The sequence below is a fragment of the Leptothoe sp. ISB3NOV94-8A genome, assembly GCF_043421595.1.
In the GTDB taxonomy this organism is placed as follows: domain Bacteria; phylum Cyanobacteriota; class Cyanobacteriia; order Phormidesmidales; family Phormidesmidaceae; genus Leptothoe; species Leptothoe turfae.
Map to the genome: position 1 here is coordinate 496180 of NZ_JAXSQW010000001.1, position 20100 is coordinate 516279.

The 20100-nt window shown below is 45.4% G+C and carries 17 protein-coding genes and 1 tRNA gene; 10 read left to right on the forward strand and 8 right to left on the reverse strand.

The genetic code is table 11. The features are described from left to right. Positions 1 to 232 precede the first annotated feature (232 nt). Positions 233 to 1918, reverse strand: a complete 1686-nt coding sequence (locus SPB21_RS02070) for a GAF domain-containing hybrid sensor histidine kinase/response regulator (RefSeq protein WP_499865250.1) — start codon at positions 1916 to 1918, stop codon at positions 233 to 235. A 683-nt stretch (positions 1919 to 2601) separates the two neighbouring features. Next, positions 2602 to 2955, reverse strand: a complete 354-nt coding sequence (locus tag SPB21_RS02075) for a slr1659 superfamily regulator (protein WP_163670947.1) — start codon at positions 2953 to 2955, stop codon at positions 2602 to 2604. A gap of 306 nt (positions 2956 to 3261) precedes the next feature. Here SPB21_RS02075 and SPB21_RS02080 point away from each other — a divergent pair, with 306 nt between their 5' ends. From SPB21_RS02080 to SPB21_RS02090, 3 genes are all read left to right on the forward strand, one after another. Then, positions 3262 to 3732 carry a DUF2656 family protein gene (locus SPB21_RS02080; protein ID WP_499057329.1) on the forward strand — a complete coding sequence of 157 codons (471 nt, stop codon included), beginning with the start codon at positions 3262 to 3264 and terminating at the stop codon, positions 3730 to 3732. Positions 3733 to 3739: 7 nt separating this feature from the next. After that, positions 3740 to 4291, forward strand: coding sequence for a lysophospholipid acyltransferase family protein (locus tag SPB21_RS02085; protein WP_499865252.1), 552 nt, complete (start codon positions 3740 to 3742; stop codon positions 4289 to 4291). Positions 4292 to 5699: 1408 nt separating this feature from the next. Beyond that, positions 5700 to 6443 carry a hypothetical protein gene (locus tag SPB21_RS02090; protein WP_163700870.1) on the forward strand — a complete coding sequence of 248 codons (744 nt, stop codon included), beginning with the start codon at positions 5700 to 5702 and terminating at the stop codon, positions 6441 to 6443. 156 nt (positions 6444 to 6599) lie between these two features. Here SPB21_RS02090 and SPB21_RS02095 read toward each other — a convergent pair whose 3' ends face one another. The 4 genes from SPB21_RS02095 to SPB21_RS02110 form a co-directional block, all read right to left on the reverse strand. Beyond that, a complete protein-coding gene (locus SPB21_RS02095) occupies positions 6600 to 7169 on the reverse strand; it encodes a sugar O-acetyltransferase (protein ID WP_499865254.1) in 570 nt (189 codons plus the stop codon). Between the two features lie 145 nt (positions 7170 to 7314). Then, positions 7315 to 7731 (reverse strand): gamma-glutamylcyclotransferase family protein, encoded by a 417-nt coding sequence (locus SPB21_RS02100; RefSeq protein WP_499057335.1) that lies wholly within the window; start codon positions 7729 to 7731, stop codon positions 7315 to 7317. Positions 7732 to 7956: 225 nt separating this feature from the next. Beyond that, positions 7957 to 8580 carry a hypothetical protein gene (locus tag SPB21_RS02105; protein WP_163670960.1) on the reverse strand — a complete coding sequence of 208 codons (624 nt, stop codon included), beginning with the start codon at positions 8578 to 8580 and terminating at the stop codon, positions 7957 to 7959. Positions 8581 to 9562: 982 nt separating this feature from the next. Then, entirely contained in the window at positions 9563 to 10363 is an 801-nt protein-coding gene (locus SPB21_RS02110; RefSeq protein WP_163670962.1) for a queuosine precursor transporter, read from the reverse strand. A 648-nt stretch (positions 10364 to 11011) separates the two neighbouring features. On the opposite strand from SPB21_RS02110, the gene leuS reads away from it, so the two are divergent. The 4 genes from leuS to SPB21_RS02130 all read left to right on the forward strand — a co-directional run bounded on the left by leuS (position 11012) and on the right by SPB21_RS02130 (position 16288). Further along, positions 11012 to 13597 carry a leucine--tRNA ligase gene (leuS, locus tag SPB21_RS02115; RefSeq protein WP_163670964.1) on the forward strand — a complete coding sequence of 862 codons (2586 nt, stop codon included), beginning with the start codon at positions 11012 to 11014 and terminating at the stop codon, positions 13595 to 13597. Between the two features lie 138 nt (positions 13598 to 13735). Beyond that, positions 13736 to 14056, forward strand: coding sequence for a thioredoxin (gene trxA / locus SPB21_RS02120; RefSeq protein WP_163671866.1), 321 nt, complete (start codon positions 13736 to 13738; stop codon positions 14054 to 14056). Between the two features lie 805 nt (positions 14057 to 14861). After that, positions 14862 to 15542 carry a Crp/Fnr family transcriptional regulator gene (locus SPB21_RS02125; protein WP_163671867.1) on the forward strand — a complete coding sequence of 227 codons (681 nt, stop codon included), beginning with the start codon at positions 14862 to 14864 and terminating at the stop codon, positions 15540 to 15542. Positions 15543 to 15796: 254 nt separating this feature from the next. Then, complete coding sequence (locus tag SPB21_RS02130) at positions 15797 to 16288, forward strand: tellurite resistance TerB family protein (RefSeq protein ID WP_163670966.1); 492 nt, start codon at positions 15797 to 15799, stop codon at positions 16286 to 16288. 16 nt (positions 16289 to 16304) lie between these two features. Here SPB21_RS02130 and nadA read toward each other — a convergent pair whose 3' ends face one another. Further along, the gene (gene nadA, locus SPB21_RS02135; protein WP_163670968.1) at positions 16305 to 17261 is read right to left on the reverse strand and encodes a quinolinate synthase NadA; all 957 of its coding nucleotides are present in this window, start codon (positions 17259 to 17261) and stop codon (positions 16305 to 16307) included. A gap of 273 nt (positions 17262 to 17534) precedes the next feature. Next, complete coding sequence (locus SPB21_RS02140; RefSeq protein ID WP_499865255.1) at positions 17535 to 18371, reverse strand: HAD-IIB family hydrolase; 837 nt, start codon at positions 18369 to 18371, stop codon at positions 17535 to 17537. Positions 18372 to 18426: 55 nt separating this feature from the next. Here SPB21_RS02140 and SPB21_RS02145 point away from each other — a divergent pair, with 55 nt between their 5' ends. The 3 genes from SPB21_RS02145 to SPB21_RS02155 all read left to right on the forward strand — a co-directional run bounded on the left by SPB21_RS02145 (position 18427) and on the right by SPB21_RS02155 (position 20062). Continuing rightward, on the forward strand, positions 18427 to 19392 hold the full coding sequence (locus SPB21_RS02145; protein WP_499865256.1) for a TIGR04168 family protein: 966 nt from the start codon (positions 18427 to 18429) through the stop codon (positions 19390 to 19392). A gap of 47 nt (positions 19393 to 19439) precedes the next feature. Then, positions 19440 to 19524 (forward strand) — tRNA-Ser (locus SPB21_RS02150). Between the two features lie 283 nt (positions 19525 to 19807). Next, a complete protein-coding gene (locus tag SPB21_RS02155; protein WP_499865258.1) occupies positions 19808 to 20062 on the forward strand; it encodes a hypothetical protein in 255 nt (84 codons plus the stop codon). Positions 20063 to 20100 lie beyond the last annotated feature (38 nt).

A 20100-nucleotide genomic window follows, 5' to 3' on the forward strand; every position in this document is an offset into this window, starting at 1 on the left:
CTGCGTTCCATGCGACGTCGGACCGCAGGGGGACTGATGGTAAGTGATGTCACGACTCAATTAATCCGAGAACTGACCTGTTCTATTGTGTTGTTTGGTGAGCCCCATATGTAACACCACACTTTTTGCCTGAACAGTTTAAAATGCAATACCACAATGGCTTTAGAACTCTAACCTAGAGTAGGCCCTGGCCCAACACACATCGTTTGAGGATCGGTCTGAATACAAGCAATTAAGTCAGTACTTGTGCGATCGCACCCAGCAATTCCTGAGCCCGAATCGGTTTAGTCAAGTAGCCATCGATCCCTTGTGCTATTAACCGCTCTTGGGTTTCTGAGATCGCATGGGCTGTAACCATCAAAACAGGCACCTGTATCTGTTGTTTCTGACAGTACTTAAATATCTCTTGAGCAGCCTCTTCCCCTCCCATGATAGGCATTTCAAGATCCATTAGCACCAGATCAAAAGAATGTTCTAAAAACTGTTTACATGCCTCTTTTCCGTTGTTAGTCAAGCTTACAATACAGCCATTTTTCTGCAACAGGTGTTCCAAAAGCTTCTGGTTAATGGGATTATCCTCTGCCACCAAAACACGAATTGAACGACGCAGCCGCAACCGCACATCCTTGAGAGGATTGTCGGGCAATACCTGAATTGCAGCAGCCTGAATAATTGGGCACGTCAAGGTAAACGAAAAAATTGAGCCCTCTCCCAACTCACTTTTCAGGTGTAGTTTCGACTTCATAAGCTCCAACAGCCGTGATGAAATCGCCAACCCTAAGCCGGTGCCGCCATGTTCTTGCCGATTATGGTTACTAGCCTGGACGAACGGTGAGAATATGTCTTGCTGCTGATCGTTGGCAATGCCAATACCCGTATCTGACACACAAATTTTGACAGTTACAACATCAGAGGCCATGTGCTGTAAACTACAGCGCAGATTAATCAACCCATAGCGAGGTGTAAATTTAACCGCATTGCTGCATAAATTCAGCAAAATTTGGGAGAGCCTATTCTTATCGATTAAAAGCCTTTCTGGAATGGACGGGTCAACGTCAATTGAAAATTGCAGCTGTTTTTGAAAAATCTCATCCTGCAAAACCTCTTCGATGATTGTGCAAAGATTGCTCAATGATGTTGGGGTCGGTTTGAGTGTTAATTTGTTAGCCTCAATTTTTGAGAAATCCAGAACATCGCTGATAATAGCCTGCAAAATTTGTGCAGAGGTATTGGCCGTATCCACATACTGCTGCTGCTCTAGCGACAGTTGGGTATCGGACAGCAGGTCCAATGCCCCGATGATGCCGTGGAGCGGCGTGCGAATATCATGGCTAATCATGGCTAAAAACTGGGATTTTGCCTGATTCGCCTCCAGCGCCTGAAAATGAGCCTCTTCTAGAACACAGGTATAGTGGGTAATCTTCTCAGAAAATAACCGGGCTTCTAGCAAGTACATCACTTGCGATGCCAGTGTTTTGAGGCCATCAATTTGATGCTGGTTCAATTTTCTAGGAACAAAATCGATCACGCATAGGGAGCCGAGGTTATGGCCCCGAGGTGTAACCAGCGGAATACCTGCATAAAAGCGAATTTTTGGATTGCCCAATACTAAGGGGTTGTCCTTAACCCGCTCATCAGCCGTGGCGTCCTCAACGATGAATGGAACTTTGCCCAGAACTGTATATCCACAGAATGCTTGTTGCCTGGGCGTTTGATTAATATCAAGACCGCAAACAGATTTAAACCACTGACGATGCTTATCAACCAGGCTGATTAAGCTTACAGGGGTTTGACAAATATAGCCAGCCAGACGAGTCAGTTGATCAAAGGAGGCTTCAGAAGGGGTATCTAAAATCCTGTAATAACTTAGGTCCGCTAGGCGGTCAGCATCGTTTTTGGGAATAGGAGCGGCCGGCATATTAAAATCAGGCAGCATCTCTGAGATCTACCGCCTGTAAAGTCTAATATCAGAATTAATAATTTTATTATAGCTGGCTGAATTCCGTCATTTTTGCGATCGCATTTTTTGAAACCGCTCCTTTTCATAAGCTTCGACGCCTTACCTAGGCTTTCATAAAGATTCCAGCCAGAATTGATAAGTTTATTGCCAAAATCTGTTTTTTCCCCGGATATATCTAAATGCACGGAACTTTCAGGTCTCAGCATCAGGTTAAGGGATGATTAAACCCAATCAATGGATATGTCCAGCCATCAGTGTATCGGTGAAGAGATGGAACCATCGGATTACTGGTGGAAACACTCAAACGACGAAAACCGGCTTACTCCGATGCAGCGGCACGTCCTAAAGAAATACATCCCTAAAAAATAGTAAGGACTTAATGAAGCATTAGTAAAAAGCATGAAGCCCATCTAAAAAGCTTCAGTCTTTAGCGTGATGTTCATCTTTTCTTGATCTCTGTTTGTGACAGTCAATCCCATTGTTGTATTAGAGAGCGTGACTGCTACAGACGTAACAGCTAAAAACTTTGTTGTCTAAAAACATTTCTTTTAACAGGGTGACAACGTTAACTCTCGTTTAATTCCCCTGTCAAAAACTGTTCAGCCAATGAAATCAGCTTAGGCAAGTTACCTTTAGATTAATCAATCAAGGATTAGCTGTACTCTGGGTAAAAGTTTAGGCATATTCTTGAGAGATTTAGCTTGCCAAGGAATCCCTCGATCTCCAATAACAATTAATCCAATATTTTTTTGCGTGCGTAAGCTTAACAAGAATTTGGAAAACATGTTAATGCCTGAGCTGTTGAGAAATAACACATCCCTCAGATCCAGCGTTATGGCAGCGGGTTGAGTCGCTGCTATCTTCAGCAACAGGTGCATAATCGGTGTATATTCCGCATATCCCCTGAGCACCAACTGTCCCCTGAATTTTACGGTCGCTGTGTCAGCGTTATAAGTAATGGAGTAATGATCACCGGACAGTTCTTGATTAAGCATAGTCATCATTTCAAGCAGATTACTTGGCTTTGCCCCCAGTCAGGCACAGGTATAAATGGTGTCCTGAACTAAGTGTGTCAACACCACTGGGCAGATAAATCCCGCAACCCACATTCCGCATTTTGAAGTGGCATAGTCGGCTATCAATATCAGCCTGTCTCAAATACACCCAGACAATATAAAACCCAGACAATATAAATTGTGAATACAGGCAAATCAGCCATATTAATTCAACCACATCAATAGTTTGATTGACCTACCACTGATATCCTATTTAACGTCGTAACATTTTTTCACCAAGCAGATATGGCAGCGACTACCCGGATGCTTCTCTCTCACAATTGCACACTTCCTGATGGCCAAGTATCTAGCCTTAGTCGTGACGACTTTGCCAGTGTATTCATTAAAGGGCTTCAGGTGCATACTGATATTACATGCAGCCTAATTGACAACCCCCATTGGATGGTGGAAGTTCTTTTTGATGCAGAGCAAACGTCTCCCACTGAGGTGGCCACACTCTGTGCTCAGAGTCTTAGCTCTCAACGTTTGGCGGACCCGGCAAAAAGCATTGACAGTTTCACGGTGATGTTACTAGGCGGTGTCAAAACCACACCTGCCATGGGTACTTCGCCTACATCATTGCAAACCGGTGAGTGGGGTGTGGATGTGGTAGAGACAACATCGCCTGAGCAATTTTTAGCGGGTCTCAATTGGGAAACGGTGATTGCTAGCAAGCCGTCTGAACAAATTTTCAAGGTTACCTGTGTAGTTGAATAGCTCCACTATGGCAGGTGATACGCTCCTACCTTTGTCGCGAAATCTGCTCAGGCTAGCTGGCTCTCAACTAACTATTCACCATCAGCGGAGAATACCGACAACGGGGGCCTTGATCATTATTAGCAACCACCGAAGTTTGCTGGATGTGCCGTTGTTGATGACGGCTGTGGGACGTCCAGTGAGGTTTGCCTGTCATCATTTTATGGGACAGACCCAGGGCATCAAGCAAGTGATAAATGCCTTGGGATGTTTTCCCTTAGCTCCTCCGGGGCAACATCCCAAGGCACTTTTCCAAAAGGCGATGCCGTTATTGCAGGCCGGTGAGGTTGTGGGTCTCTTTCCTGAAGGAGCCCGACCGATGATTCAACCCCTACTAACTCGGCAAGTGGGACCTTTCCATAGAGGATTTGCTCATCTGGCTCTACAGTCTTCTATGGAGCGTTTGGCAATTATACCGGTTGCGATCGCACCTACCAAGGAAATCATTACCCCCATTGCTCCATTTAAATTATTCCAATGGTTAGCTCCCTCTGAACCCTTATTCCATCGACCTGGATAGCACCCTGCCATTTATTATCGGCAGGTCCACGTGATTATTGGACAACCTCTATGGATAACCGCTAAACATAGAGCGAGCTATCGAAATAGTCGTTCAAATACTGAAGTTAAAAGGTTGACCCAAACTTGCCATACAGAAATTGCGACGTTGCTACAGAACAGTTCAATGTTGTCTACTGGTGAGTAAACTTACCTATCAAAACAACAACTTAGCTGTGGAATTGTAGTGTGATGTTGCACTGACTGACTAATCTCTGTAGCAAGATTAATTGATTGAGTTCTATAGCTTTAACCTTAGGTTTAGGCTGATGCTGTTTTGCCAGCAATAAAAGACTTACTTAAAGCAGCTCACAACAATTATGCCTCTGTGAAAAAATAGTCTCACCCAAACTTGCAAACCCAGGTTATTCCAGAGGCTTACATATTCTGCGGAGAGATGTATAGCAAACTGCTGAATGCATATTTCCAAAAGAGAGGCTGTGCCAAGCTATATATTACAACTTACAACTGTGAACTTTCATCTCATCAGTCCCAACCTATTGGTGAAGGGATCTATATTGTGGGTGGAGCGAAAGTTCCCCTGACAGATTAAATCAAAAAGGCCTGTAAAGGCTGAGGAGGTTAACATAGCTGAATCACAAGAATCTGTCTCGTCAAATCAAAAGCAGCACTCAATTGTGTTATCAATATTTTCTCTAATAAGCTAATGGGAGCACTGTTGTTGCTATTTAACCGATTTCAACACATCTCTAAGTTAAGCGCATGGTATGAGAGAAATGGTTTTGATAACTGTTTGGGTGTTGTTTTTGTTTAAATTCGCCAAATGGCTATTGCTGGTGTTACCGAGCCTTAGTCTCCACCCAGCTTTATGGGGGATTCGCCTCGAAGATAAGGTTCGCACCTAGCAGTGACAGGATTGTTCCATTTGAGCCACCATAACAAAGCTAAGCCCAGAGCCCATGGGCTCCGACTCCCAGGACAACTGCAATGCTAACCATTGAAGCAACTCTTTCCATGGCCGATTCAGTTGGTTAGCCGGTAGCCTATCAAAGGTCTATTAATAGCTCTATCGAAAGTATTCATAGAAGTATCACAACAAAGACATACTTCTATGTTTTGAATAGAGATGCAACAAGTTAATGGAGATATCTAAATATCTATTTCGGTAGCCTATTATACAATTCTGTGGAGCCATCATATCAATTCCATGCATCTATTTTAAAAGTCTCTATGCGGTCCGTCAGTGAGAAATAGGTAGATGTCTTAGGTGCTTGATAAATATAGGTATTCTGAGTAACAAGTTTCTAGTGTCTACCTCTGAGTTTCTAAAAAAATCTCCGGGTTAACATCTGTTCATAAGAACAATAGACAAGCGCTCATATTCAAAAAAATATTTAGTCATTTAAACAATGTACAGTCTTGAAACCTTTACAAATGCCGATGTTTCCCATTGCGCTGTTGCTCTTCGCAACCTAGAGTACGAGTCACAGAATATGGAAGATGCTGCCAATCGCATTGTGCGTTATATTTACGACAGTTTTCTTGACTCACGCACTGGCGATCAGGAATTGGCCCTTGTTCGCTTCTTTAAAACTCACCCTTTTAGAGAACTGAATCCACAACTCCAGAGAGAAGCGCAATCAATCGCCCAAGAACGATATGTTCCTCCTTCGACAAAATGTCTGACATTAATGGCCACAGCAGGTGATGAGCCTCAATGGAATTCTCGATACAAATCTAACGGTCATCAGGCTATTCCTCTGATAGACGAAGATTTTGTACGACAGGCACCAATGGTTTTTCAACTGATCCAGCAGTTTGGATTAAAAGTCAGTACAGTAGTTGATACCAATTCTTCCTTAATTACCAAAAGTCCCCATAAAGCATTTAATGTTTTTTATGTACCAACTGCTCTAAATAGTCCCTATATTCCTGCGCAGAAAAAGTTTGTTGTCCCCTATCGGGTAAAATCAGTTCTGGGATTTGGCGGTATGTTGCCATCTAATGAGCTGTTTGCAGTTATTCTGTTTAGTAAGACTTTTGTGCCTGATCAAACTGCCAATCGGTTTAAGTTTATCTCAGCCTATATTCGTGTAGCTGTTGAATCATTCAATCGCAGCAACATTTTTGCGTCGGAAGCTCTAAAAGACTAGTCTCTAACAGGAAATTGAGCACTGTCAACAAACATTGCCTGATTTAGAGCTCATGAGTAACCATTATCAGGCAACTTATCGTTATCCTGCCCCTGCTCAATAACACAAACGCATGCTATCCAATGGCTAGGTGTTAGTTCAGTGCTGCTCAGTGCCCTAGGGCTCTCTGTGCAAAAGTCGAATCACGCGGCAAGGATTACCCACAGCTACACTATTGGCCGGAATGTTTTTAGTAACAACACTACCTGCACCAATACTGCTGTTATCTCCAATAGTGACACCGGGGCAAATAATTGCTCCACCACCAAGCCACACATTATTGCCAATGGTAATAGGCGCAGCCATCTCTACACCCGTCATCCGCACTGCCGGATCAGTCGGATGATAGGCTGTATAAATCTGTACGTTCGGAGCCATTAAGACATCATCACCAATGGTCACCCAATTACAATCGAGAATAGTGCAGTTGAAATTGATGTAAAGATTTTTGCCAGCCCGAATATGGTGGCCATAGTCACAGTAAAAAGGTGGATTTATTTCAAACCCAGGTCCAAGATCACTAAAAGGTGATTGAATGATTTTCTGGCGCTCCCTCAAATTATCAGGAGGGGTCATGTTTAATACATGCAAAAGACCCTGTGTCTTATGTCGCATAGATACCAACTCTGGATCGGTCGACAGATAGGGCTCATTTGCTAACATCTTTTCCCATTCTGTTTTACCCATAATTTACGAATTAATTTAAAATCTCAGACTGCGGATGACATAAAAAGAACACATCACTAATCATTACCCACGATTCACTGCCCTAACGCAAATTTTGAATTTGATGCGTTACTAGTAATCATGATTTGTAGAAGTTAAATTTTCTTTATTTAGCGTACGCTTCCCACTCTCCTGACGCTACCCAAACCGCCCCTACAGGTGGTTTATCCATTAAATATATCCAAGCTTCACCAATAGGCTGACCAGCTAAATTAAAAACCATTGTCCGTTGACGTGTATATTCTTCCTCAATATCATCAATGCTCATATTCTGATACTCATCGGGATTATAACCTTCTAAATAGTCCAGTCTTGCCATGGCGGTTGCATCTAGGGTCAATAAATACCCTTTAACCCAACCATCTCCCATTGTCATAGTTGGGTAGCCTAGATGCGGTAAGTCGTAGAGCAGACCCTGCACCTGGGCAGGCTGAGATTGCTTTAAATAAGCGGCGCAATATTGCTGATAATAGATGCCTTCCGGCTTGAGCGTACCGTAAACAAAAACATCAATGGTTCCCATCTGGAAAATCTACCTTTAACAGCACAGTAGCCGTATACATTGAGTCCAAGGAGTGGTACTGCCTCTTCCATGAGTTCTCCAATCATTATTAAGTAACGTATGGATTGAGGAAAGAGATACTATTTCTCACGTCACTCAAACATACACCGCTACAACAGGAAACGTGCTGCCGATGGTAAATCCTTCGACAGCACGTTTCCTATTATTCAGAGAGCGTGTGGGGCTCTATCTAGTCTTAACTGCCTTTTTAGACAGGCTATAAGTACCGCCACGGCCACGATACCAGTCACCATCACGAGCACCTGCCGACAGGATATTCGAAACGCGGCTACGTGCCTTTAAGTACTGAGGCTTTGGCATATCCTCTTCAAAAATACTCAACATCACATCGGTAATCTTAAAGCTATCCTTAGGCTTAGTCTTTAAGACATCAGTCACAACATCAGGCAACCGTTGCTGGCGATACTTCTCAAGTACATACCGTTGCCACCGCGCTGATCGACCATCTGCCTTTTTGGTTGGAGCAGATTTTTTCACAGTGCTTGTTTGCCGTGCTTTGGTGGGCTTTGGTTCATCAGCGGCAATCTTTGATTTTGTCACCCTGGCGAGCTTCGCAGCCACAGTCTCTTCAGCAGCTTCGGCTTTAGTAGATGCAATGGCTTCTTTAATAACAGGAGCTACCACGGCAGCAAGTTGACCGTTATCGGCTGATGAGTCAAACATTGCAATGACTGTCTGTAAGCCTTTACGTTGCTCCTGAATTTCAGCAAGTTGTTGCATTAATGCAGCTTCTTGCGAAGACAAAAGGGACTCAGCTTCTACAAGCTGAGGAAGCACAGTTACTGACATGTTACGTTTCCTCTATGGGGTCTAAAGTTCAAAGATGAAGTCAATTGACGTCTTAATGTGTGACTTTGGAGAGTAATCAAGCATACCGCAATCTCAGCACTTCAAAACACTAATCACCAAAATACTGACAGATTAAAGTTTTCCCTGATCTCTCTTTTTCTCTACAAACAGTTGAATCTCGAAGGCGAATAAATTTCAATGCTTTTTTAACCACAGATTGCTTTTCGTAAGTAGGTTAGGGCTTCTATCCTACTTCTTATTCTCTACAGCCATTTGACTTTTGGCAATATTTTAGATGCTAAACCTATATAAAATGTGTAGCTTCCTCCAACGACAATAGATCAAAATCAGTGAGATCGAGGCCAGTAAAAACCTCATAATCCGCTTCAGTGAGCAGCTTTTCCCATAATTTTCTTTGATCGACAATTGATTGACAAATGAGAAGTAGTTCATGCGAACTAATTGGCTAGATAAATCCTCGAAAGGGTGATACTTACTTTTTAGTTGCTATCCTAGCGTTTCTTCAAATCTCTGAGATTCTTCAATAATCTAATTCACCGAGATGGTGTGCTTATGAAAGCCTCTGCAGATGGTTGCTTGACGGCATATTTAGGTCAAAGGTAAGAATAGCTTCATCAAAGTTTCTGATGGGCTTTAATGTTTCTCATTTAAGAGCGCAAACCTGGTAATAGCAGCCCCTTAATAAGCAATCTGTTCAAATATGCTTGAGTAACCATAGATAGATATAGACACTCAAGCCATCTACGTGGGCTTTTTAGCAAAATGTGAGTTAAGTGTCTATGGTCTCTCAAAAATCACCTCAAACTCTGCCACTCCCAACGTTGCGCCAATCTCCCTATGGCCTGGTATCGTCATATTCGAGTCCCCTGGTGAGTGATGCGTTTGATTGCTTTGAAATCTCCAAGAATTTAGATGCCTGATCAGGTGTCTTCTAGGTGAACTTGGGATCACTAGTTGCTGTTCACTTAAATGATTTTCTAAAGACCGGAGACTCTAATTGCAGGTAGTTCGATAACCAATACACGCACAGATAAAATGGCCCCGTATCCAATAGGGCTGCTACCAGTTTAAATACATAGCCATAACCAATAAACAGCAGTAGCTGAGTCCAAAGATCCTGGGTCGGATCAATTGGCAAGACACCAGCAAAAAAATGAGTAATCAGCACCACCGCCGCCGTATCCACCAACTGACTGATCAATGTGGAGCCATTGTTTCGTAACCACAAATATTTTCCCTGGGTTAACTCTTTCCAAAAATGAAACAGCTGCACATCCACAAACTGAGCCGTTAGGTATGCGATCATTGAGGCTGTTACTGTGCCAAAGGTAAGATTCCGAATCTCGAAGAAAATGGGAAGACGTTCAGCTGCATCCTTTACCAATTCCCCTGTGGTGGGATCAACTGCTTCAAACCCTGGTAAAACCCCCCCCAGCCAAACAATAAATACAACCCATAGGTTAAGCAACAGTCCTACCCAAACTACCTGATTGGCCCGATTACGACCATATAGTTCAGAAATTAGGTCAGTACATAAAAATGTAAGCGGATAGGGTAGTGCTCCTACGGCCACAGTAATGGCAAAATCATTCCAAGTGAAAATGTTGACAAACCGGCTAATTCCAAGAATATTCAGCATTCCCAAGGTGCCAAGGAATAAGCCTGATAAGACTAGAAAGACTACAGCACGCCGCTCCTGAATGTAGTCGGGTACTAAATTAGAAGTAACTTTAGAGATCGGATCGTTGATGCTGACTGACATAGATAGATAGATAGGAAACGAGGCCAAAGCTAAGTAACAGGAATAAAGGCTAACCAGCCGAGCAATTAATGTAGATTTTGGTTGTAAGGCATTCTTATGTTTAGAAGGTATCGTGCATGTAAATCCAGAAGATTATTACTTGAAAGATAATCTGAATCTTGACTTGACTCTCATCCTAAACCCTTCTCTCTAGGAGATGAGTACCCTCAACCATTTATCCCATCTATAGAATTAATCCAATCTTGCCTAGATTCAACGAAGGTTCCCATTGCGCATACCTTAAAACAGAATTGCGGCGGTGAACGCATTGGCATCATCCACTCCCGTCATATACGTATCTACTTGAAACGTATCTACTTAAAATTTGCCGGATGGAATCATGATTTGGATCGGCAACAACCTCCATTTATATAGCTGATAAGCCAATTTTTAGCCTTTAGCTCACCGATACGTATCATTTCTGATAACGCCTACATTCAACGACTACTTGCCAAACCACTCAAAACTTTTTTGCTCGATGCAGTTCCAATTCCATCCAGATGGTCACCAGACGACTAGAATTGATTATGCAATTCTGCAAGGTTGCCGAAAGTGGGCATCCGCAGATGTATCTAACGGAAAACATTTATTAGGAAGGGGAAACCAAACGTGGAGTCTCGATACAATCCAGCAGACATCGAGAAAAAATGGCAGCAGCATTGGGTAGAGCAGGGGCTAGATAAGACACCTGCGAACCCAGGGCAGAAAAAATTCTATGCCCTATCCATGTTCCCCTATCCTTCTGGCAACCTGCACATGGGGCATGTGCGTAACTACACGATTACGGATGTCATTGCTCGTGTGCGTCGCATGCAGGGCTATAACGTGCTTCATCCCATGGGTTGGGATGCGTTTGGTCTACCCGCAGAAAACGCGGCTATTGACCGTGGCATTCCTCCGGCCAAATGGACGTATCAGAATATTGGCCAAATGCGAGAGCAGCTTAAAGAGTTGGGTCTTTCCTATGACTGGGAACGGGAAGTGGCTACTTGCTCGCCAGACTATTACCGCTGGACCCAGTGGATCTTCTTGCAGTTTTACGAAGCGGGCTTGGCTTACCAAAAGGAAGCCGCTGTTAACTGGGACCCCATCGACCAGACTGTATTGGCAAATGAACAGGTTGATAGTGAAGGCCGATCCTGGCGCTCGGGTGCAAAGGTGGAGCGTAAGTTGTTGCGTCAGTGGTTCCTCAAAATTACGGACTACGCTGACCAGTTGTTGAGCGATCTCGATCAGCTTGATGGCTGGCCCGAACGAGTCAAGCTTATGCAGGCCAACTGGATTGGTAAGTCCACTGGAGCCCACGTGGTATTTACCACTGAGGACGGTGACGATATCAAAATTTACACCACTCGCCCAGATACGCTTTGGGGTGCATCCTTTATGGTGCTGTCTCCGGAGCATCCGCTGGTGGAAAAACTCACTACAGTTGACCAGACAGATGCCATTAAGGCCTACCAAGATACGGCAGCAGGCATGAGTGAGATGGATCGCACTGCTGAAAACCGTGAGAAAACTGGCGTGTGGACTGGAAGCTATGCCATCAATCCAGTTAACCACCAGAAAATTCCCATTTGGATTGCTGACTATGTGTTGATGGATTATGGTACTGGTGCAATTATGGCAGTGCCTGCCCATGACCAGCGAGACTTTGAGTTTGCTCGTAAGTTTGATTTACCGATCCATGTGGTGGTGCAACCCGAGGGAGAAGCCTTGGAGTCGAACTCCATGGAGGAAGCCTATTCCCACGATGGCGTGATGGTTAACTCGGGTCCTCTGGACGGGATTCCTGCGGGTAAAGGGGAAGGCCAGAGTGTTCCTGCCGCAATTAAGTGGTTAGAGGATAACAATAAGGGGGAAGGCACAGCCAACTATCGTCTGCGAGACTGGTTGATTTCTCGCCAGCGCTATTGGGGTGTGCCCATCCCCATGATCTACTGCGATAGTTGCGGCACGGTGCCCGTACCTGCCGATCAGCTCCCCGTGGTCTTGCCTGAGGATGTGGAATTTAGTGCTCGCGGTGGTTCACCGTTAGCTAAGATGACCGACTGGATTAATTGCCAGTGCCCCAGCTGTGGCGCAGATGCCAAGCGAGAAACGGACACGATGGATACGTTTATCGATTCGTCCTGGTATTTCTTGCGCTATGCCGATGCCAAGAATGAAGAGTTGCCCTTTGCAAAAAACAAGGCGAATGACTGGCTCGCAGTAGATCAATATGTGGGCGGTATTGAGCATGCCATTTTGCACCTGTTGTATTCCCGGTTCTTTACCAAGGTGTTGCGAGATCGCAACCTCGTCTCCATTGACGAACCCTTCCAGCGACTGTTGACCCAGGGTATGGTGCAGGCCATCACCTACAAAAACCCCACCACTGGTAAGTACATCGCCCCTGGCGACATCGCCGATCTAAACGAGCCCAAAGATCCTGAAACCGACGACCCACTGCAGGTGTTCTACGAAAAAATGTCCAAGTCGAAGTATAACGGCGTGGAACCCCGTGTGGTGCTCGGCAAGTATGGGGCCGACACCGCCCGCATGTTTATCCTCTTTAAAGCACCACCTGAGAAAGATTTGGAATGGGATGATGCCGATGTGGAAGGTCAGTTCCGTTTTTTGAATCGAGTATGGCTGTTGGTAAACGGCTTTGCAGAGACCCATGGCAGCAAAAGACGGATTACCAATGTGGATCAAAGCAGTCTCAACAAGGCTGACAAAGACTTGCGGCGGGCTATTCATACGGCTATTAAGGAAGTCTCAGAAGATGTTGAGGAAGGCTACCAGTTCAACACAGCCGTGTCTGAGCTGATGAAGCTGAGCAACGCTCTCAAAGATGCCAAACAACAAGACAGTGATGTCTATGCTGAGGGTGTGCAAACCTTAGTACTTCTTTTGGCCCCCTTTGCGCCCCACATTGCCGAAGAGCTGTGGCAAAAGTTGGGCTTTAGCGAGTCGGTTCACCGCCAAAGCTGGCCTACCTTTGAGGAAAGTGCCTTGGTAGCCGATGAGATTACCCTAGTGATCCAAATTAAGGGTAAAACCCGAGGCACCATTGCCGTTCCTGCCAGTGCTAGCAAGGATGAGCTAGAGCAGTATGCCCGCGCATCGGACATTGCCCAAAAACATCTTGCAGGCAAGGAGATTAAAAAGGTAATTGTGGTGCCAGGTAAATTGGTGAACTTCGTGGCTGTTTAAGCCCTTGCAGTTAAACGGTTTCATCGAGGGATGTTACAAGGAATAGCTGAAAGTAGCTGTGATTAGGTGAATGTAACCATCTATGGTTATGATAGGAGTTGCGATCGCAATATTCTGCACCTTTGGAGCATTTCCACCATGGCCACCGACTACATCCCCGATGAAGCCGCTCTCGACAATCTCATTACCAGTAAGCCTCTAGTTGTCATAGACTTCACAGCCTCTTGGTGTGGTCCATGTAAACTCGTTGGCCCATTAATGGATCAGCTTGCAGAAGAGTACGGTGAGAAAATTACAGTTGCCAAACTTGATATTGATGCCAATAAGCCCGTTGCTAAGCGATTTGGCATCAAAAGTATTCCCGCCGTTCTATTCTTCAAACAAGGGGAACAGATAGACACCGTCATCGGAGCCAAGCCCTACAGCGAGTTTAGTGCAACCCTAGAAAAGCATCTATAAAGGAGTTTGCCAGTTAGCAGCTAGGCAAACTTTGCCGTTGCTGATTTAGAAATGCACCCAGCACAGCTACGTGAGTGAATATGCCCACTAGGCAAGGCTTTAAGTAGCGTCGTCAGCATTGGCATCCCATTGTCTGTTCTCGAACTCAACATTTCAGCCGTTTTATCAAGAAAACTTCAGCTATATTGCGTAAACACCCCTTAATTTATCCGACTAAACTAAGGACATATAAATACAACAAGCAAGTTTGCAGTTAATCTTATCGATTTTTTGCTTGACACTTGGCTGGTTTGTGTTCCCTTTTTTAATCCTCTGACACGTTTGTGTCATCTATATTCCCAATGAGCCGATTAGCTCATTGGGATTTTTTTAGGGATAGCGTTTGCTGTAAATTAGAAATTCTGAGCAAGGAATAGCCATTGGCGGTTCGTTTATTCCAACTGGCTAATAAAATCCTTAAATACACTGACAGCAACCAAACCAGGATGTATTTTTTTTAGCATACCCACCAATTGGCCCTCACCCATTGAGGCTGTGACCCCTCCCCCTAGATAACGTGTATAACGCACTTAAGCTGGGTAGACTATGGGATGTCACATTTCCTAACCTCTGTAATGAAAATTACGAATATCGCTCGTTGATGTCCAACAGCTATTTCCGTAACCCTACCTAGTTATTTGTTCAACTTTATCGATTTTTTAACAAACACAGAGAGTATCTAAGAAAATACATCCACCCTGCTTTTTGTGGCATTGCTGCTCACGCGTAGATCTACTATATGACTACACTTACCCTGAAAAAGTCCATGCGGCCCGATCTCCTAAGTGAACTATTTCCACTCTTTAATGCCGCAAATCCTGAAACCTTAACGGGTCTTTTATCTGCATCCACCGAACTTACGTATCCAGCCGGTCGCACTGTCCTCATGGAAGACTCCTGGGGTAATGCTATCTACCTGATTGTGGCTGGCTGGATTAAAGTACGCCATGACACCGGTGGCGATTACGTTACATTAGCCGTTTTAGGTAAAGGCGATTTCTTTGGGGAAATGGCCATCCTGGATGAGTCCCCCCGCTCCACGGACGTCGTCGCTCTGTCGCCGGTTAAGTTACTAAGCATTCCAGCTCAGCACTTCATCGACACCCTTTTTCAAGATCATCACCTGCATCATCGCATGCTACAGATGATGGTACAGCGACTACGCCATACCAATAGTCATTTTCAGCGGCGACGCAAGCCCATGGCGGTAAAGCTAGCCCATACCCTTGTCGCCCTAGCCGAAGCCTATGGCGACAAGACAAACGCTGCTCCAGAAATTTTCAACCTGACGATTGATGATCTAGCCGCCATTGCCAATATTCCTAAAGATGACGCAACCAAGATTATGGAAAAGCTGCATGAAAAGGATTGGGTTGTCATCAGTGATAATGGCCAGACACTTCAGTTAAAAGGGTTTAATCATCTGACTCAGCTGGCACAGAAGTAGTTATAGGGTATCAACTCACATCAGGACAGCTCCCAACAAAATAGCCATCAGGGGTCAGGAGTCAGGAGGGTACTGGCTTCTGATTTCTGATTTCTGAGCCCTAACTAACCAAGATCTCCCAGCTCAAATTGATGCCCCCTGATGCATCAGTCTGATTACAAATTATTGCGACATATTGAAAAAAATCTTGCCCCACGGAGGTGTTCTTAAAGTTAGGCAGATACTTAAGATGCCGTGCCACACAGTGAAGCTTCATGGGTACTCAACTGCCTCCGTCTATTACCCCTCGTCAAATGAATCTGCTCCGCATCGTGCTAGCACTGGCATGGGCTGATGGCAACTTAGCCAAAGAAGAGGCTGATGTCATGCTCACTAACTTTAGTCAGGTTTTTGCCAATACACCTGAAGCTCAAGAGGCCGTTAAACAGGAACTCCAAGGTTATTTAGTACAGGATATTCCCCTAGAAGAGGTAGTCCCCAACATCACAACTCAGGCAGAAAAGGAATTTGTCCTACGCCTGGGCTATGAGGTGATCAGTGCTAGTGCTCGAACACCAGATGAAGATCTGATCAACCAAGACGAACAAGCCACCTATGAAAAGTTAGTAGACTTGCTAGGGCTGCCGAGTGGCACCGTTCAGCGGATTGAGCAATCAGCCCAAATAGCCCTTGGTCAAAATCAAGCCCAGGGTAGTAATGTGGTTGATCTGCTAACGTACCAGCTGCGAGAACATTTGAAGGGCTAAACCTCAACATCCATGGCTAAGCACTCATCGTTAACATACGTTGAATAGGCACCAACGCTTTTTTCTGAATGTCCGCAGGCAGCGTAATTTCAGGGGTGCGATTTTTCATCGCTAAGTAGAGCTTTTCCAAGGTATTTAGACGCATGTGGGGGCACTCGTTGCACTGGCAATTAGCATCGGGTGGGGCAGGGATAAATAACTTATGAGGCACCTGCTTTTCCATCTGGTGGATAATGCCAGCCTCTGTGACCACAATAAACTGCTCAATCTCGCTGCTTTCTACATACTTGAGCAGAGCCGTGGTTGAACCAATATAGTGGGCGTGGTGCAAAATGGCCTCTTCACACTCAGGGTGAGCCACAATTTCGGCATTGGGATATTCCATTTTGAGCTGCAGCATTTTCTTCTCTGAAAAGGTCTCGTGCACAATGCAGCTGCCTTGCCATAACACTAGATCGCGTCCAGTTTGAGCTGCAACGTAGCGCCCTAGGTTACGGTCAGGCGCAAAAATAATTGGCTGCTCCGGTGGAATCTGGTTCACAAGTTTTACGGCATTTGAGCTGGTACAAATAATGTCGCTCATGGCCTTAATTTCAGCGGTGCAATTAATGTAGGACACCACAATATGATCAGGGTGGGCGGCCTTAAATTTGGAAAACTCTGTCGGCGGACAGCTATCCGCCAGTGAACAACCTGCATCTAAATCTGGCAACAGCACTAACTTGTCAGGGTTCAATATTTTGGCCGTCTCCGCCATAAAGTGCACCCCAGCAAACACAATCACCTCGGCATCAGTGGCCGCCGCTTTCTGAGATAGCCCCAGCGAATCCCCAATATAGTCAGCAATATCTTGGATGTCAGGCTCTTGGTAGTAATGGGCCAACACAATGGCATTGAGTTCTTTTTTCAAGTCTTCAATGGCCCTAAACAGATCCTTAGGTAACGTGGCCGATGCTGATGCGATTGTGAACATAGAGATAAACTCGTGCCTAGTTTTAGTTTGATTTTAATTGCAACGTGACTTAATTATAGTTATTTTAACCATAAATGTCAGCAGGGTCTTTTGTATGTCTTAATTAAATAGCCCTCAATAGGTAGTTGGTTTCAAGATAGAGCAATTGTTTTATAGGGAGCAGAGATCAGGAGTTAGTAGGGATCAGGTGTCAGTCGAGGCCAGAGAACAGTGCCTCACTGACTACTGCCCCCCGCATAACCCAGAAGATGTCCCAGCTTAAGTGTGCATTCCCTAATTTTTCAAAACCACATCAAACTGCTGGCATATGGATGTCACAGCCTCTACCCACCCTTGGGGGGCCGGTGATGGCGCAATTTCCCAACTACGATTTCCTAGTTGAGGATGGGGTCCTTGAACCCCTGGCAGCACAATTGGATGGTCCACGTGCTCTAACATATCTAAGTCATTCGGGCTATTACCTAAGCCAATGGTGACGATGGTTTCCTCAGGTGGCAAGATACTTTGGTAAAGTGCTACCAAACGCTTCACAGCATTCCCTTTACCAGCTTCAGGTCCAATCAAATGGGAAAATCGGTCACCAACCACGACCTTGAACCCCATGGATTCAACCGCCTCAACGATTTGTCCTGCGGTCAGGGCTTTAGGGGTGATAAAGGGCTCACTGAATTCGCGTGCCTTAGCCTCTTGCGCATCGTTAGCCGAAAGCCCCGTATACTTCTGCAATCGGGTAATCGTCATATCGCCAAATCCCAGTAAGGAATGACGTAACTCATTCGCAATTACCCGTAAACCAGCTCTCGCTTGGACATAGGGACAGCCCAACTCCACTACATAATAGTCTGCCTCCTGTTCTCCTGGCGGTTCAGGGAAGGGATTATGATTAACTTCAACAAAAATACCACTGCCATTCTCCGTCACAAATGGATCCGTCAGCCCCACATCTTTACGGAGCGTAGAGACCTCAGCTCGCGTTTTGCTGGTGACCGGTACCACCGGGATCTTTAATGACTTTAATTGCTGGATAATAGGTACGGTCGCAGCGTAATCATAGGTCTCGCTGTTGAGTAGTGTGCCGTCGAGGTCGGTAAAAATAATCAGCTGGGTCATCGGAATTAAAAGCACCTTGGACCAATCAGAACATGTTTAGATTAAACAATGATTTATGACGCCGATAGAGGCAAATAAAGCTGGCGCGATCTCAAATCCCACAACCATCGCTATCATCGGCGATGTCCATGACCAATGGAACGATGCAGATGCCCATGCTTTGCAAGCTTTGAACGTAGACCTGGCCCTGTTTGTCGGTGACTTTGGCAATGAAGCGATCGACATTGTCCGCCAGATAGCCGCTGTCTCAGTGCCTAAGGCTGTCATTCTGGGTAATCACGACGCCTGGTACACAGCCAGTCGGCAAAACCGCAAAAAAAGTCCTTATGATCACACCAAAGAGGACCGTGTCCAACAGCAGCTAGACGCTTTGGGTGGCTCCCATGTCGGCTTTGGCAAATTGGAGGTGCCCCAATGCAATCTGACTGTAGTCGGTGCACGTCCATTTAGCTGGGGCGGTGCGAACTGGCGTTACAAACGGTTTTATCGAGAACGATACAACATTTCAAGTTTTGCCGACTCAACGGCTAAAATCTGTGCATCAGTAGATGCAGCACGACAAGACACGCTCATCTTTTTGGGGCACAACGGTCCAGCCGGTTTTGGCAGCCAGGCTCATAATATCTGTGGCCGAGATTGGAAACGTAGCGGCGGTGACTATGGCGATCCGGATTTTGCAGATGCGATCGCCCATGCACAGCAATCTAACCGGCATGTAGCCCTGGTTACCTTTGGCCATATGCACCACGAACTCAGGCATGATAAAACCCGACTGCGAGAGCGTCTAGTAGTAGACGACTACGGCACGGTGTATATCAACGGAGCCCAGGTGCCTCGGGTGATTGAAATCAACAGTGGCCGGCATCGCAGCTTTACTCTGGTGACACTGCAACACGGTATTGTCCAGACGGTCCGTTTGGTTTGGGTCAATAACATAGACACCATCGTATCTGAAGAATATCTCTATGGCTCTACATCAAAAACTACCCCCCCTCTAGACTTAGTGATGAATTTGGGCTAGCATGGCTAGCTGATGCTTCTGGCGCTTGTCAGCAAGCTATCTTACCTGGAGAGGTGGCAGAGTGGTCGATTGCGCTCGACTTGAAATCGAGTGAGCCGCAAGGTTCCGAGGGTTCGAATCCCTCCCTCTCCGTTAGTTATTTCAGGCATTACAGCGTTGTTTGAGTTGCTATCTGACCTGTCAGATAGGGCAGCTTTTTATGGCAAAAATGCTGTATTTAACGCAAAAATTAGATCAAAATTAGATCAGGATTTCAGGGTGTTTATTGTGCCAGTTAGAGTGTGACACTCTGATCTATCAAGTATGAAAATATTGCTTGATCCGGGGTGGATCTAATAGTTGATCCACCTTCTAACCCTCTATTTCAAGGAGTTTTGAGTGGTTTTGATCCACCTGGTGTGTGTAAGGGGGAAGCGTGGAGTTTGAGAGAGTGGATCAGCTGATTAAGGATGCTAACCGCCAGTTGAATCGGGTGGTTATTATGCGTCGCGATCGCAAGCTGACGATCCGAGCTTCGTTCCCCAAGAAGCCAGGCAAGGGGCGAGGTAACCGACAACAGACTATTGCCCTGGGTGTCTATGCCAACCCTGATGGGGTAAAGGTGGCTTTTGCACGGGCACAGAAGGCAGAAAGTGAACTTAACTTGGAGCGTTGGAACTGGTCTGAGTGAGAAAGTGGCGGCGACGGCAGTGCTCAATCAGCGGTTGC

Bases quoted from the DNA above. Each gene is read 5' to 3' on its own strand.
- SPB21_RS02070 (WP_499865250.1), bottom strand. From the start codon at position 1,918: ATGCCGGCCGCTCCTATTCCCAAAAACGATGCTGACCGCCTAGCGGAC.
- SPB21_RS02075 (WP_163670947.1), bottom strand. From the start codon at position 2,955: ATGCTTAATCAAGAACTGTCCGGTGATCATTACTCCATTACTTATAAC.
- SPB21_RS02080 (WP_499057329.1), top strand. From the start codon at position 3,262: ATGGCAGCGACTACCCGGATGCTTCTCTCTCACAATTGCACACTTCCT.
- SPB21_RS02085 (WP_499865252.1), top strand. From the start codon at position 3,740: ATGGCAGGTGATACGCTCCTACCTTTGTCGCGAAATCTGCTCAGGCTA.
- SPB21_RS02090 (WP_163700870.1), top strand. From the start codon at position 5,700: ATGTACAGTCTTGAAACCTTTACAAATGCCGATGTTTCCCATTGCGCT.
- SPB21_RS02095 (WP_499865254.1), bottom strand. From the start codon at position 7,169: ATGGGTAAAACAGAATGGGAAAAGATGTTAGCAAATGAGCCCTATCTG.
- SPB21_RS02100 (WP_499057335.1), bottom strand. From the start codon at position 7,731: ATGGGAACCATTGATGTTTTTGTTTACGGTACGCTCAAGCCGGAAGGC.
- SPB21_RS02105 (WP_163670960.1), bottom strand. From the start codon at position 8,580: ATGTCAGTAACTGTGCTTCCTCAGCTTGTAGAAGCTGAGTCCCTTTTG.
- SPB21_RS02110 (WP_163670962.1), bottom strand. From the start codon at position 10,363: ATGTCAGTCAGCATCAACGATCCGATCTCTAAAGTTACTTCTAATTTA.
- trxA (WP_163671866.1), top strand. From the start codon at position 13,736: ATGGCCACCGACTACATCCCCGATGAAGCCGCTCTCGACAATCTCATT.
- SPB21_RS02125 (WP_163671867.1), top strand. From the start codon at position 14,862: ATGCGGCCCGATCTCCTAAGTGAACTATTTCCACTCTTTAATGCCGCA.
- SPB21_RS02130 (WP_163670966.1), top strand. From the start codon at position 15,797: ATGGGTACTCAACTGCCTCCGTCTATTACCCCTCGTCAAATGAATCTG.
- nadA (WP_163670968.1), bottom strand. From the start codon at position 17,261: ATGTTCACAATCGCATCAGCATCGGCCACGTTACCTAAGGATCTGTTT.
- SPB21_RS02140 (WP_499865255.1), bottom strand. From the start codon at position 18,371: ATGACCCAGCTGATTATTTTTACCGACCTCGACGGCACACTACTCAAC.
- SPB21_RS02145 (WP_499865256.1), top strand. From the start codon at position 18,427: ATGACGCCGATAGAGGCAAATAAAGCTGGCGCGATCTCAAATCCCACA.